This window comes from Rhizobium sp. UFLA01-1127, from assembly GCF_059803845.1.
Window position 1 is genome coordinate 44,820 of sequence record NZ_JAUQTZ010000023.1, and the last position, 14,326, is coordinate 59,145.

The following is a 14,326-nucleotide window of genomic DNA, read 5'->3' on the forward strand; positions in this document are numbered from 1 at the left end:
AGCCTGTCTTCGCTCATTTTGCGTTTCCCTGCCGGTCTCCGACAAACCCGTGAAAGAGGCCAGGGCCATGCTTTTCCCCTTGTCGCCTTCCGATTTCCTTTCTAGTCTAACGGGAAAAACAGAGGGTTGGGTATCGCCTGGATGCCCTTGAACAAACAGGAGAGACTATGAAGTCCATGTTCGCACGGCTTGCAGCAACGGCTTTTGCGGTCGTTTCGCTGGCAACGGTCGCTCAGGCGGAAGACAAGGTCGTCAATATCTATAACTGGTCGGATTATATCGATAATTCGGTCCTGTCGGATTTCACCAAGGAAACCGGCATCAAGGTCGTCTACGACACCTTCGACCAGAACGAGACGCTGGAAACCAAGCTGCTGGCCGGCAAGACCGGCTATGATGTCGTCGTCCCGACCGCCTACTTCCTGCAACGCCAGATCAAGGCTGGCGTCTTCCAGAAACTGGACAAATCCAAGCTGCCGAACATCTCCAACATGTGGGATACGGTGCAGCAGCGCATCGCCACTTACGATCCCGGCAATCAATACGCCATCGACTATATGTGGGGCACCAGCGGCGTCGGCTATAATGTCGACAAGGTGAAGCAGATCCTCGGCACCGATGCCGCGCCCGACATCAACGTGATCTTCGATCCCGCGCTGGCCGCCAAGTTCAAGGATTGCGGCATCTATGTGCTGGACTCCCCGACGGACGTCATTCCGGCCGCTCTGCGCTATCTGGGTCTCGACCCGAACTCGACCAAACAGGAAGACTTCAAGAAGGCCGAGGATCTCCTGACCGCGATCCGTCCTTTCGTTCGCAAGTTCCACTCCTCGGAATATATCAACGCGCTGGCGAACGGCGATATCTGCATCGCCTTCGGTTATTCCGGTGACGTGCTGCAGGCTCGCAACCGTGCCGCCGAAGCCAAGAACGGCGTGAACATCGGCTATTCGATCCCCACCAAGGGCGCGCAGATGTGGTTCGACGTCATGGCGATCCCTGCCGATGCGCCGCATGTCGAAGAGGCGCATATCTTCCTCAACTATATCATGAAACCGGAAGTCGTCGCCAAGGCGAGCAACTTCACCGCCTATGCCAATGGCAACAAGGCGTCGCAGCAGTTCGTAAGCAAGGACGTGCTGAACGACCCGTCTGTCTACCCGACCGACGCGGTGCGCGAGAAACTGTTCACCCTGACCCCTTGGGATCCGAAAACGCAGCGTGTGGCGACGCGCTTGTGGACAAAGGTCACGACAGGCCAATAAATCGAAGCGGCCCGGACGGCAACGTCCGGGCCTTTCTTTAAGAGGGTCGTGTGGGAATCACGGCTGCGCCAGGATGGGGAAGAGCCGGCGCAATGCATTTCGGGGAAAAGTGCGCGGCGGTTTTCCGATCGGAATGCGGAAGAAACAAAAAGACAGACATTTCCGAGATTCGAACAACGCGGAAATGCTCCGGAAAAGCCCGTCCGGGCATCCATTTGGGGATAGATAATGAAGTCACTCGGTAACATCCGGCGTTCCTTTGCTCCCTGGACCGACCCTTCGGCCAAACCCTACATTTCCTTCAAGAACGTGACGAAGAAATTCGGTGACTTTACCGCCGTCGACGACCTCTCCCTGAACATCTACAACCGTGAATTCTTCGCCCTTCTAGGTGCCTCCGGCTGCGGCAAATCCACGCTGCTGCGCATGCTCGCAGGCTTCGAGCAGCCGACGACGGGCGAGATCGTACTGGATGACCAGAATCTTGCCGGGACGCCGCCCTATCGCCGCCCCGTCAACATGATGTTCCAGTCCTACGCGCTGTTTCCGCACATGACGGTGGAAAAGAACATCGCCTTCGGCCTTCGCCAGGACGGCATGCCGAAGGATGAGATTGCCGATCGTGTCGGGCAGATGCTGAGGCTCGTCAAGCTGGAGCAGTTTGCCAGGCGCAAGCCCAACCAGCTCTCCGGCGGTCAGCGCCAGCGCGTGGCATTGGCGCGCTCGCTTGCCAAGCGCCCGAAGGTGCTGCTGCTCGACGAGCCTCTTGGCGCGCTCGACAAGAAGCTGCGCGAAGAGACGCAGTTCGAACTCATGGATCTGCAGCAGAGCCTGGGATTGACCTTCGTTGTCGTCACCCACGATCAGGAAGAGGCGATGACCATGGCCGACCGTATCGCGGTCATGAGCCACGGCAAGGTGGTGCAGGTGGCAACGCCGGCCGAGATCTACGAGGCGCCCAATTGCCGCTTCGTTGCCGATTTCATCGGCGATGTGAACATCCTCGACGGTAACGTCACGTCGGCGCAATCTGGCATGGTCGAGCTATCGGTCGATTCGGGTTTCACCGTGCGCACGGCTGCCGGAGATGCGCCATCGGTTGGAAGTCGCGCCAGCCTCGCCATCCGCCCGGAAAAGCTTAGGGTTGCGCCGCGTCCGCCGGCCAACCCATCCCTCAATGCCGCCGAAGGCGAGATATGGGACATCGCCTATCTCGGCGACATGACGGTTTTCCACGTCAAGCTGAAGAGCGGGCAGGTGGTCAAGGCCTCGTCGCTGAACGCCGTGCGCGCGGTGGAAGAGCCTTTCACCTATGACCAGAACGTCTGGGTCTCCTTCGACGAAAATGCCGGCGTCTTGCTGAAGGATTGACCATGAGAGCGCTCGGTTCCCTAATCTATCAGCGCCTCGTCATCATCGTCCCGTATGCCTGGTTGCTGATCTTCTTTCTCGCGCCCTTCCTCATCGTCTTCCGCATCTCGCTGTCGACGAAGGCGATGTCCGTTCCCCCCTACGATCCATCCTTCAACTGGACGGACAGTTTTGGCGACTGGTGGGACAAGCTGCAGACCATGTCGTTCGATAATTACGTGTGGCTGACGGGCGATCCGCTTTATCTGAACGCTTACTTTCAGAGCCTTCAGATTGCCGGCATCTCGACCCTGCTGACCCTGATCATCGCCTATCCCATTGCCTACGGCATGGCGCAGGCGCCGCGCACGATCCGGCCGACCTTGCTGATGCTGGTCATCCTGCCGTTCTGGACGAGCTTCCTGATCCGCGTCTATTCCTGGATGTCGATCTTGAGCACGACGGGCCTGCTGAACCAGCTCCTGATAGCGCTCGGCGTCATCCACGAGCCGCTCGTCATCCTGAACACCAATACCGCCGTCTATATCGGCATGGTTTATTCCTACCTGCCTTTCATGGTGTTGCCGCTCTATTCCGCGCTGGAGAAGATGGACGGCACGCTGATCGAGGCGGCACAGGATCTTGGCTGCACGCCGATCGGCGCCTTCTGGCGCGTCACCTTTCCGCTTTCTCTTCCCGGCGTCATCGCCGGCTGCATGCTGGTCTTCATCCCGGCCGTCGGTGAGTTCGTCATTCCCGATCTGCTCGGCGGCTCGCAAACCCTGATGATCGGCAAGGTGCTCTGGACGGAATTCTACAGCAACACCGACTGGCCGCTGGCCTCGGCGGTGGCGACCATCCTCCTGCTGGTGCTGGTGGTGCCCATCGTCTTCTTCCAGCATTTCCAGGCGAAGGCCGATGAGAAGGGGAGATAACAAATGATCCGCTGGTCCCGCTTCAACATCGTCTCAGTCACGCTCGGCCTGGCCTTCCTCTATCTGCCGATCCTGCTGCTGGTCATCTACTCTTTCAACAGCTCCCGGCTGGTCACCGTCTGGGGCGGCTTCTCGTCGCAATGGTACGTGCATCTCTTCAGCAACGACACCATGCTGAATGCCGCCTGGCTGACAGTGCGCATCGCTCTCCTGTCGGCAACGATTGCCACCGTGCTCGGCACGTTTGCGGCAATCGCCTTGGTGCGCTACACGCGTTTCCGTGGCCGTATCCTGTTCTCTGGCATGATCTATGCGCCGCTGGTCATGCCCGACGTCATCACCGGCTTGTCGCTGCTGCTGCTCTTCGTCACGTCAGGCGTCGATCGCGGCTTTTGGACGATCGTCATGGCGCATACGACGCTGACCATGTGCTTCGTCGCCGTCGTCGTGCAATCGCGCCTGTTGACCTTTGATCGTTCCATCGAGGAAGCCGCGATGGATCTCGGCGCGCCGCCGGTGCGCACCTTCTTCGAGGTGACGCTGCCGATCATCGCACCGGCCGTCTTCTCCGGCTGGGTGCTGGCCGTGACGCTGTCGCTCGACGATCTGGTGATCGCGACCTTCGCATCCGGCGCCGGCGCCAAGACGCTTCCGATGCTGATCTACAGTCAGGTCAAGCTTGGCGTGACGCCGGAGATCAATGCCATCTGCACGATCCTGATCGGCGTCGTCGCCGTCGGCGTCATCTGCGCTTCCATCGCGACGAAGCGCCGCGAGGTCCAGAGACAGAGGGACGAGCAGGCCGCCGCCATGGCCTGAGGCGCGACCCCGAAAAATTCCAGGAAAAATGCGCGGCGTTTTCCGTCCGCAATTGCGAGCAAACAAAGCGGCAGAGCAGTGCGGAATTTCTATAGGAAGGCTGAACTCTATTGCTGCTGTGGCGGCTGCGCCGGCTTCTGCAGAAGCGTGGCGACCGGCGAGACGACCGGGTTCGGCCAGGTGCCACCGATGAAGAAGGGCAGCATCGGCAATTCGTCCGCATTGGAAGGCGATGTCGCTTCGATCGCGCCCGAGAGTGCAAGACCATTGGTACGGAATGGAACGACGCCGTTGAGCGTGACCGTTTCGTTACGTCCCCTGACCGAGGCATTTTTTACTTCGGCCGACCCCTTCGCAAAACTCGCATCGACATTGATGCTGTCGAAGTCGAAAGATGAATTGGCAATATCGCTCATCCGGAAGAAGGCTTTCTCCGTGGCAAGCGTCCGGAAGGCGGAGATGTCGAATTGCCGAAACGACCCAGCCGCCGAAGTGAAGTGCATCGTGCCGGCAACATCGCTGAGCGTGGCGACCCAGATCGGCTTGGAGGTGCTGAGCGCGAGATCGAGGGAACCCGACGATGGCATCGGCAGCGGCCCTATGAGTTTCAGCCGCGTGAAGAGGCCGCCGAAATCGGCATTTCGGATCGAAATCTGCAGTTTCCCGCCGCCGTCGAAGTCTCCCGGGGCGACCTCCAGATGCGCGGTCAGCGAACCTCCCTCAAAGCCGCTGTCGCCAATATCGAACTTCGCCTTGCCGCCGGCCACCAGCAGGCTTGCACCGATATTTTCGAACTGGAAGGGACCGAGTGACGCCTTGTTGGACGAGAGGCGCATGTCGAGGTCGAGCCGCTGCAGCGGATTGCCGTTCAGAAGGGCATCGATGGCTGTTTCGGCCGCAAGGCGCATGGAGAAGGCCGCCAGGAACGGATTGAGGTTCATCTGGTCGAAGGCGAGCGTGCCGGAAACCTTCGGTTTGCCCCTCGACCTATAGTTCAGATCCATGATGCCGGAGGCTGCGGAATCATTGACCTTGAAATTGAGATTGTTGAAGCGCAGGCCGTTGTCGATCGCGGCAATATCGGCGTTGAGCGAAACATTCTTGAGAGCGTCGGCGGCCGGCAGGTGTTGTCCGCTCCAGGCGAGGAAGGAGGGCACGTTCGGCACGCTGAGTTCCAGATTGCCCGAAAGCGCCGAAAAATCCGATATGCTGGCAATGCCGGCATAGGTCCAGCTGATCAGCGGAGAGACGAAGCTGGTTTTGGTATCCACATTCTTGCCGGCAAAGAAGAGCAGCGGCTGGGTCGAGTTGAAATTGAGTTTGATGTCCTGGTTGTTGAAACGCGCGAGGATTACCGCGGTCATCGCCTGGGAGAGCCTCGGCCACGAAATATCGGCGTTGACGGCGTTCAGCTTGTAGACGTTGCCGCTGCGCTCGTCGGTCATCTCGATGCTGCCGTCTTCGATGGTCAGCATGCCGATGGCGGCGTCCTGATCCTTCCGCATCTCCAGCCCCCCGCCGGATGAAGCCTCGGCCTGTTCGATCGCCTTGGAAAGGCGGCCCTCGTTCGTCCAGTCGATCAGCCCGTTTTCGTCGCGGCGGATATAGAGGATCGGGCGCAGGAAATGGAATTCATGAAAATGCGCATGGCCGCGGATTGCCGACCACAGTGAAAAGTCCGCGGAAAGACTGTCGACATGGCCGAGGACCTTACCGTTCCTCGTCGGCTCGCGGATAGTGACCTGATTGAGCGTCACACGCGGCGAAGGCCAGAAATCCAGCGTCGGATCGCCTTCGATCTGGGCGCGATATCCCGTCCATTCCGAAAGCACCCTCTCGATGCCGGAACGCACCAGCCCGCTTGAGATCAGGAAAGGCGCGGTCGCTCTGAAGACAGCGAACACGATAAGTATCGTGAGAAGAATGATGCCGGTCGTGCGAGCGACGGTTGGCAGCCAGCGCGAAGCCGATCGCATCGTCAACCGCCACTTGTTGTTTCTCGACGCTCTCATGATCCCGTGGAGACTCTCGAACTGATAGGGATGCTCTGTCTATGCTTGCCGGATATAGGAAATATTTGGCGGATGCAAACATCATGCATCGGCAATACCCGCACCACCCTGGCTTTATAATGCGCTGCAGCATTGTTATATAGAGCGAAAACCGGAGGAGAGAAATATGCAGGACCAGCCGCCGCTCTGGACGCCATCGGAAGATTTTCGCCGCCAGAGCCCGATGTTTGTTTTCATGCAGGAATGCAACCGCCGTTTCGGGCTGTCTTTGTCCGACTTTGCCGGCCTCCACGCCTGGTCGATCGCCGACCGGGAGAACTTCTGGACCGCCGTCTGGGATTTCTGCGGCCTGAAGGGCGAACGCGGGGACCGGGCGCTCGTCGATGGCGACGTCATGCTGGATGCCCGCTTCTTTCCCGATGCCAAGCTGAATTTCGCCGAAAACCTGTTGTCGCGAAGCGGCGAAGGCGATGCGCTGGTGTTCTGGGGCGAGGACAAGGTGCGCGATCGCTGGTCCTGGGACCGGCTGGCGGCAATGGTATCACGCCTGCAGCAGGCCTATCGTGCCGAGGGCATCGGCAAGGGGGACCGCGTGGCGGCAATGATGCCGAACATGCCGGAAACCATCGCCTGCATGCTTGCCGCAGCGTCGATCGGCGCGATCTGGTCTTCCTGTTCTCCGGATTTCGGCGAGCAGGGTGTGATGGACCGTTTCGGCCAGATCGAGCCGAAGCTCTTCATCGCCTGCAGCGGCTATTGGTATGGCGGTAAATTGCAGGACGTCAGCGCCAAGATCAGCGCCGTTGCGCAGCGCCTGAAGGCGCCTGCCGTCATCGTGCCCTATGCAGGTGATGCCGAGGCGGTCGTCGCCGCGACGCCTGGTGCGCGGACCCTCGATGATCTGGTTGCGCCCTTCGAGGCAAAAACGGTCGAGTTCGAACCCGTATCTTTCTCCCATCCGTTGTTCATCCTGTTTTCTTCGGGCACGACCGGCGTCCCGAAATGCATCGTGCATTCCACCGGCGGCGCGCTGCTGCAACTCATCAAGGAACATTGCCTGCATTGCGGCGTCGTGCCGGGCGAGAAGGTCTTCTATTTTACCACCTGCGGCTGGATGATGTGGAACTGGCTGGTGACGGGCCTTGCCGCCGGCGCCACGCTTTGCCTCTACGACGGATCGCCTTTCGCTCCCGACGGCAACATCCTGTTCGACTATGCCCAGGAAGAGAAATTCGCGCTGTTCGGCACGTCGGCCAAATATATCGATGCCGTCCACAAGAGCGGCCTCACGCCGAAGACCACACACGATCTTTCGAGCCTGCGGCTGATGACCTCAACCGGCTCGCCGCTGTCGCCCGAGGGCTTCTCCTTCGTTTACGAGGGCATCAAGGACGACATTCAGCTCGCTTCCATTTCCGGCGGCACGGATATCGTTTCCTGCTTCGTGCTCGGCAATCCCCTTCAGCCGGTCTGGCGCGGCGAAATCCAGGGACCAGGCCTCGGTCTCGCCGTCGATGTCTGGAACGACGAAGGCAAGCCGGTGCGCGGCGAAAAGGGTGAGCTGGTCTGCACCAAGGCCTTTCCCTCGATGCCGGTCATGTTCTGGAACGATCCGGAACGTGCCAAATATCGTGCCGCCTATTTCGAGCGCTTCGACAATATCTGGTGCCACGGCGATTTCGCCGAGTGGACGCAGCATGGCGGCCTCATCATTCACGGCCGCTCGGATGCGACGCTCAACCCGGGGGGCGTGCGCATCGGAACGGCCGAGATCTACAATCAGGTCGAGCAGATCCCGGAAGTTCTGGAAGCGCTCTGCATCGGTCAGGACTGGGATGACGATGTCCGCGTGGTGCTGTTCGTCCGTCTCGCCGCCGGCGTCTCTCTGACGGAGGATCTGGTCAAGGCGATGAAGACCCGCATTCGCACCGGCGCGTCGCCGCGCCATGTGCCGGCCAAAATCATCGCCATTGCCGATATTCCGCGCACGAAATCCGGCAAGATCGTCGAGCTTGCCGTGCGGGAGGTCGTTCACGGCCGCCCGGTCAAGAACAAGGAGGCGCTCGCCAATCCGGAAGCGCTGGATCTCTTTGCAGGGCTGGAAGAGCTGAAGAATTAAGGCGGACCTTAAAATTGAGGGGCAAACGATGACCCTCATCTGGTAACCCCGCGTTAAGAAAGCTTGGTCAAAAGTAAAGGCTAACTTGAGGCCGTTCGCATGAGCTGGAGCGGATTGGAGCTGCTCTTGGCTCCCGAGACATGAAGTTCACCGACTCGAGCTTGCTTTAGACAGCATCAACTTCAAAGGCAGCGCTTCGCTGCCTTTTTTTCATTTCGCCGGTGCGGAGGCGCGTCCGCTCTGTACATTGGCTCGTCGAGCAAGTATGTGCTCACGTAAAGAAGAGGCTCGCGACGTGCGAGCCACGATGATCGCCGCCGCTTGGTGCGCGAAGAATTCCGAAAGACAGATGATGACTGAATTCGAAGGCATCGCTCCTGCGATTGCCCAGGCTTTGGCAAAGCGCGGTTACGAAACGCTCACGCCCGTGCAGAAGGCCATGCTCGATCCGGACCTCGCCGGCAAGGATGCGCTTGTTTCCGCCCAGACGGGCTCGGGCAAGACGGTTGCCTTCGGTCTGGCGCTGGCGCCAGGCCTGCTCGAGGGCTCGGAGCGTTTCGCCTCCGCCGGCGCGCCGCTGGCGTTGGCGATCGCGCCGACCCGCGAACTGGCGCTGCAGGTTCAGCGCGAGCTGGAGTGGCTTTACGGGCTGACCGGCGCGACGATCGCCTCCTGCGTCGGCGGTATGGACATGCGTACGGAACGGCGGACACTGGAGCGCGGCGCTCATATCGTCGTCGGCACGCCCGGCCGTCTCTGCGATCACATCCGCCGCAACTCGCTCGACATATCGCAACTGCGCGCCGTCGTACTCGACGAGGCTGACGAGATGCTCGATCTCGGCTTCCGCGAGGACCTGGAATTCATCCTGGAAGCTGCGCCCTCCGAGCGCCGCACGCTGATGTTTTCCGCGACGGTGCCGCGCTCGATCGCCAAGCTTGCCGAAAACTATCAGCGCGATGCCGTCCGCATTGCCACCGCGTCCGAAGCCAAGCAGCATGTCGATATCGATTATCGCGCGCTGTCCGTGGTACCGAGCGACAGGGAAAACGCCATCATCAACGTGCTGCGCTACTATGAGGCGCGCAACGCCATCGTCTTCTGCTCGACGCGCGCTGCCGTCAATCACCTGACAGCGCGGTTCAACAATCGCGGCTTTTCGGTCGTTGCGCTCTCAGGCGAGCTCAGCCAGAACGAGCGCACGCACGCGCTGCAGGCCATGCGCGACGGCCGTGCCCGCGTCTGCATCGCCACCGACGTCGCCGCCCGCGGCATCGATCTGCCGGGGCTGGAGCTGGTCATCCATGCTGATCTGCCGACCAATCCGGAAACGCTGCTGCACCGCAGCGGCCGCACCGGCCGCGCCGGCAACAAGGGCGTCAGCGCCATGATCGTGCCGCTGAGTGCCCGTCGTCGCACCGAACGCCTGCTGGAAGCCGCCCGCATCCGCGCCACCTGGGCAAAGCCGCCGTCGGCCGAGGAAGTGAGCCAACGCGACGATGAGCGTCTTCTTGCCGATCCGGTCTTTACTGCCGCACTTGCCGAAGATGAACAATCGATCGTGCAGCAGCTGCTGCAGCGCCATGGCGCCGAGCAGGTTGCCGCCGCATTCCTGCGGCAATACCGCGCCGGCCATTCAGCGCCCGAGGAACTGCAGGACGTGCCGGCCGAAGGTGAGCGCAGGAAGCCGCGTCGGGACGATTTCCCGGTCACGCCTCGCGATGAGGGCTCTTCCGCAGGACGAAACGATTTCACCGACGGCGTCTGGGTATCGCTCTCCGTCGGCCGCAAACAGAATGCCGAGCCGCGCTGGCTGATCCCGATGCTCTGCCGCAACGGCAATTTGACCAAGCGTGACATCGGTGCCATCAAGATGCAGCCCGAGGAAACCTTCGTAGAACTTGCGCCCGATAGTGCCGAACGCTTCCTTTCGGCTATCGGCCCGGACAAGACGCTGGAGCGTGGCATCCGCGTCAAACAGCTCGCCGGCATGCCGGATTTCCAGGCGAAGCGGGAAGGTGGCTTCGCAAAGAAGAAGCCTTTCGCCGACAAGGGACCTCGTTCGAACGATGGCCCGAAGCCGAAATGGAAGTCCGACCGCAAGCCGGAGAGGGCGCATGCGGGCGAGGGCGGCGTTTCCGAACGATCCGACAAGAAGCCCTGGGCTAAAAAGCCCGGCAAGTCGAACTTCGCCAAGAACGACGGCCCACAAGCAGGCAAGCCGAATTCGAGAGCCAAGCGCAAGGCCGCGCGGACTGAGGGGGATTGATTTCTGCCACCGGGCTCGAGGGGGCGGCAGCCCCCTTGGCGCTATCTCCGCATCTCCCGGCAAGAGGAGACCGGTATTCCGGGCATCGCTACTCGAAAAAGATCAAGCTCGACGGCGATGGTGGCAATGGCTTTACCCTCACATTCTGAAAACCGGCACGCCTGGCCATCTCGGCCAAATCTTTCTGCGTGTAGGCTTCGCCTCTTGGCGTGCTGGCCAGCATCTCCCATGAGAAAGCGGCCGGGAAGGGTGGCGAGACGAGATCGTCGTTCGGCACGAAGTCCACAGCAACCACCTTGCCGCCGGTGCTCAGGCTTGCCCGGCTCTTCCTAAGCAATGCGGCGCAGGTTTCCAGGTCGAAGTGATGCAGGAAATTCGGCAGCAGGATAAGATCATAGTCCGCGCCCCAGTCGACTTCGAATGCGCTTCCGGGAATGATCTTGTAGCGTTCAGCGACGCCAAATTGCCGCGCATTATGTTTGGCCAATTCCAGAACGGAACCCCAATCGACTGCGACGATCTCGGCCGAAGGAAAAGCCTTCGCCATCTCGATCCCGAAACGCCCATGCCCTGCGGCGATATCGAGTATCTTCCTTGGCTGCATGGGCAAGTTGGCCATTTCGGCGGCGAGGCTGATCGCGCTGCCGCCCGTGAACGAGCCCATGCCGCGAGCAAATTTCACCCACACCGGATTGTCCGGAGACATGTTTGCCAATCCAATGGATCCGCCGTTGCGGACATAGGAAGTCGGATCATCCAGGATCTGCTTGAGGATTTCCGGTGCGGCCAGGAATTCGATGGCTGCGCCCATATAGGCTGGCGAATGCCGGTCGAGGAAGGCTCGGCTGGATGGGGTCAGAGCGTATCGATCGCCTGTTTTCGTGAGAAAGCCGTTCACAACGAGATAGTCGCACAGGATGCGCACGCCTCGTTCGGCTGCATTTGTTGCGGCTGCCAAGGATGCAGCGTTGCTGCCGTCACCGATCAAGGTGAAAAGATCGAGTTCTATGGCGGCTACGATGGCGGCCGTCTTTCGGCACGCAAACATCGCATCGACCACTAGATTGGGCGAAACTTCGCCCACGCCTGCTTCTACTGCCGTCGATGACATCGGATCCCCCTTTATATGTCCAATGACCGACCGGAATAGTCGGTCGCAATGATGACTTATCTCACAAAAGGCGACCGAGTTTAAGTTTGTCATCGCTAATACTGAAAAGATACATCAGATATGCTTGGGCGGAGGCGCGGCCAAAGTCAGCACGGCCTCCCGTGCTTGACGCAGGATTTCGCAACAAGTGCGGCGTCGCGAGCAATCTGTGAGCGGGCTGCGGATGTTGAGAAAATGTCTGCCTGGTGCAGCAAACGGTTATTCGGCTTGACATTCGGAGCATGTCAGGCAGAAGATTGTTCATGGGGTTGCGATCACCCCACGAGGCTACGGCCGAAGAATCGCGTCCTTGAACCCGAGCCAACGGAGGACGCGTTATGCCGTCATTTCTGGAAATCACACCCGACAAGCTTAATCGTATCATTGGTACGCCGAACTCGCCGACGATCATCGACGTTCGCAACGACGAGGATTTCGCTGCCGATCCCCGTCTTATTCCCGGTTCGATCCGGCGCGACTATCGAACGGTCACCGATTGGGCAAATGAACTGGCCGGGCCTGCTATCGTCCTCTGTCAGAAGGGGCAGAAACTCGGCCACGGAGTTGCCGCCCATTTACGTGTCTTCGGAAAGGAGGCAGAAGTCCTTGAAGGCGGGTTCGAAGCATGGCGAGCCGCGAAGGGCATGCTGGTAGCCGAAGAGAAGCTACCTCCCCGCGATGCCGAGGGGAGGACCCTGTGGGTAACAAGGGCTCGGCCAAAGATCGATCGCATCGCTTGCCCATGGCTGATCCGGCGCTTCATCGATCCCGCGGCAATCTTCCTGTTCGTTCCGGCAGCCGAAGTTGCGGCTGTTGCCGATCGCTTCAAGGCAACACCATTCGATATCGAGGACGTTTTCTGGAGCCATCGCGGCGAGCTGTGCACCTTCGATGTCATGATCGAGGAATTCGGCCTCGGCAGCGAACCTCTGCTTCACCTTGCAACCATCGTTCGGGGCGCCGATACCGCCCGCCCCGACCTGGCACCGGAAGCCCCCGGGCTGCTTGCGGCGTCACTCGGGCTTTCGCGCATGTTCAATGACGACCTGGCGCAACTGGAAGCCGGCATGACCTTGTATGATGCCTTCTATCGCTGGTGCCGCGACGCGACGGAAGAGACGCACAACTGGCCAAACCCGAGGAAGGTATGAGAGAGCATGACCAACCTCGTAAAGAATGTGGCCGCACGATCAAGTGCGGCTGAACGGGATGTCGTGCCTCTCGGTGAGGCCGTAAGGGTCTGGATTCGTGTTGCCGCCTTGAGCTTCGGCGGACCGGCGGGACAGATCGCGGTCATGCACCGCATCGTCGTAGACGAGAAGAAATGGGTCGGAGAGCATAGGTTCCTTCACGCCCTGAACTACTGCATGCTGCTGCCGGGGCCGGAAGCGCATCAGCTTGCCATCTATATCGGCTGGCTGCTGAACAGGACGTACGGCGGCATGATTGCAGGCACGCTATTCGTTCTGCCGGGTTTCCTGGCGATCCTCGCGCTCAGCTATGTCTATGTCCTGTTTGGGAACCTGACCTTTATCGAAGGTATGTTCTTCGGGCTAAAATGCGCCGTGCTGGCGGTCGTCATCCAGGCCGTCTTCCGTATCGGCAGCCGAGCCCTTAAAAGCAAGGCTATGGTTGCGTTGGCCGCCGCCGCTTTCGTCGCGATCTTCTTCCTGCACGTTCCGTTTCCGCTCATCATCATCGCGGCAGGCCTTATAGGCTATCTTGCTTCTCGCGGAGGGATTGCGGCCTTCAAGGCAGGCGGCGGGCACAAATCTGGCTCGGGGACGATTCTGGAAGACAGAGATTCGGCTCTTGGCGAGGAGATTCCTTTGCACGCGCGGCCAAACCTTGCCTGGTCTCTGAAGACATCAGGTGCATTAGCGGCCGCGTGGCTTATTCCGGTCGCGGCCATCTTCATTACGCTCGGCCCCGACAACGTCTTTTCCAAAATCGGGATATTCTTCAGCGAAATGGCAATCGTGACCTTTGGGGGGGCATATGCCGTGCTGGCCTATGTCGCGCAGGAGGCAGTGCAGCAGTTGGGCTGGCTGCGGCCGGGCGAGATGCTGGACGGTTTGGGGATGGCTGAAACGACCCCTGGACCGCTGATCATGGTAACCCAGTTCGTCGGCTTCCTGGCAGGTCATCGCAATCCCGGCACCCTCAACCCTCTTGCGGCAGCAACCCTTGCCGCCGTGCTGACAACATGGGTCACCTTCCTGCCGAGCTTCCTCTGGATTTTCGCAGGTGCGCCCTTCATCGAGAAGATGCGCGGGAATGTTGCTCTGACCGGGGCCATGTCGGCAATAACGGCAGCCGTGGTGGGCGTCATCCTGAACCTTGCCATTTGGTTTGGGCTCCATGTGCTGTTCCGTGAGACCACGAGCTTCACCTACGGTTCTTGGAG

At 60.1% G+C, this 14,326-nt stretch carries 10 protein-coding genes; 8 read left to right on the forward strand and 2 right to left on the reverse strand.

Going from position 1 to position 14,326, the window contains the following annotated elements:
• Nucleotides 1–176: 176 nt before the first annotated feature.
• The 4 genes from Q4Q11_RS08300 (at nt 177) to Q4Q11_RS08315 (ending at nt 4,369) form a co-directional block, all read left to right on the forward strand.
• Entirely contained in the window at nt 177–1,265 is a 1,089-nt protein-coding gene (locus Q4Q11_RS08300; protein ID WP_498569182.1) for a polyamine ABC transporter substrate-binding protein, read from the forward strand.
• A gap of 228 nt (nt 1,266–1,493) precedes the next feature.
• Nucleotides 1,494–2,636: an ABC transporter ATP-binding protein gene (locus Q4Q11_RS08305; RefSeq protein WP_498569175.1), complete on the forward strand. Its 1,143-nt coding sequence runs from the start codon at nt 1,494–1,496 to the stop codon at nt 2,634–2,636.
• A gap of 2 nt (nt 2,637–2,638) precedes the next feature.
• A complete protein-coding gene (locus tag Q4Q11_RS08310) occupies nt 2,639–3,550 on the forward strand; it encodes an ABC transporter permease subunit (protein WP_113213867.1) in 912 nt (303 codons plus the stop codon).
• Between the two features lie 3 nt (nt 3,551–3,553).
• On the forward strand, nt 3,554–4,369 hold the full coding sequence (locus Q4Q11_RS08315; protein WP_498569176.1) for an ABC transporter permease subunit: 816 nt from the start codon (nt 3,554–3,556) through the stop codon (nt 4,367–4,369).
• Nucleotides 4,370–4,476: 107 nt separating this feature from the next.
• Here Q4Q11_RS08315 and Q4Q11_RS08320 read toward each other — a convergent pair whose 3' ends face one another.
• Nucleotides 4,477–6,381, reverse strand: coding sequence for an AsmA family protein (locus Q4Q11_RS08320; RefSeq protein ID WP_498569177.1), 1,905 nt, complete (start codon nt 6,379–6,381; stop codon nt 4,477–4,479).
• 166 nt (nt 6,382–6,547) lie between these two features.
• Between Q4Q11_RS08320 and Q4Q11_RS08325 the strand changes: the two genes are divergently transcribed.
• Nucleotides 6,548–8,500 carry an acetoacetate--CoA ligase gene (locus tag Q4Q11_RS08325; RefSeq protein ID WP_498569178.1) on the forward strand — a complete coding sequence of 651 codons (1,953 nt, stop codon included), beginning with the start codon at nt 6,548–6,550 and terminating at the stop codon, nt 8,498–8,500.
• A 352-nt stretch (nt 8,501–8,852) separates the two neighbouring features.
• Nucleotides 8,853–10,769 carry a DEAD/DEAH box helicase gene (locus Q4Q11_RS08330; protein ID WP_498569183.1) on the forward strand — a complete coding sequence of 639 codons (1,917 nt, stop codon included), beginning with the start codon at nt 8,853–8,855 and terminating at the stop codon, nt 10,767–10,769.
• Nucleotides 10,770–10,857: 88 nt separating this feature from the next.
• Here Q4Q11_RS08330 and Q4Q11_RS08335 read toward each other — a convergent pair whose 3' ends face one another.
• Nucleotides 10,858–11,880, reverse strand: a complete 1,023-nt coding sequence (locus Q4Q11_RS08335; RefSeq protein WP_498569179.1) for an SAM-dependent methyltransferase — start codon at nt 11,878–11,880, stop codon at nt 10,858–10,860.
• A 377-nt stretch (nt 11,881–12,257) separates the two neighbouring features.
• Between Q4Q11_RS08335 and Q4Q11_RS08340 the strand changes: the two genes are divergently transcribed.
• Both Q4Q11_RS08340 and chrA read left to right on the forward strand, forming a co-directional pair.
• Nucleotides 12,258–13,070, forward strand: coding sequence for a sulfurtransferase/chromate resistance protein (locus tag Q4Q11_RS08340; RefSeq protein ID WP_113213862.1), 813 nt, complete (start codon nt 12,258–12,260; stop codon nt 13,068–13,070).
• Between the two features lie 6 nt (nt 13,071–13,076).
• Nucleotides 13,077–14,326 (forward strand): chromate efflux transporter (gene chrA / locus Q4Q11_RS08345; RefSeq protein WP_498569180.1); only part of this gene is annotated, 1,250 nt, incomplete at its 3' end.

Bases quoted from the DNA above. Each gene is read 5' to 3' on its own strand.
- Q4Q11_RS08330 (WP_498569183.1), top strand. From the start codon at position 8,853: ATGACTGAATTCGAAGGCATCGCTCCTGCGATTGCCCAGGCTTTGGCA.
- Q4Q11_RS08325 (WP_498569178.1), top strand. From the start codon at position 6,548: ATGCAGGACCAGCCGCCGCTCTGGACGCCATCGGAAGATTTTCGCCGC.
- Q4Q11_RS08300 (WP_498569182.1), top strand. From the start codon at position 177: ATGTTCGCACGGCTTGCAGCAACGGCTTTTGCGGTCGTTTCGCTGGCA.
- Q4Q11_RS08315 (WP_498569176.1), top strand. From the start codon at position 3,554: ATGATCCGCTGGTCCCGCTTCAACATCGTCTCAGTCACGCTCGGCCTG.
- Q4Q11_RS08320 (WP_498569177.1), bottom strand. From the start codon at position 6,381: ATGAGAGCGTCGAGAAACAACAAGTGGCGGTTGACGATGCGATCGGCT.
- Q4Q11_RS08340 (WP_113213862.1), top strand. From the start codon at position 12,258: ATGCCGTCATTTCTGGAAATCACACCCGACAAGCTTAATCGTATCATT.
- Q4Q11_RS08335 (WP_498569179.1), bottom strand. From the start codon at position 11,880: ATGTCATCGACGGCAGTAGAAGCAGGCGTGGGCGAAGTTTCGCCCAAT.
- Q4Q11_RS08310 (WP_113213867.1), top strand. From the start codon at position 2,639: ATGAGAGCGCTCGGTTCCCTAATCTATCAGCGCCTCGTCATCATCGTC.
- Q4Q11_RS08305 (WP_498569175.1), top strand. From the start codon at position 1,494: ATGAAGTCACTCGGTAACATCCGGCGTTCCTTTGCTCCCTGGACCGAC.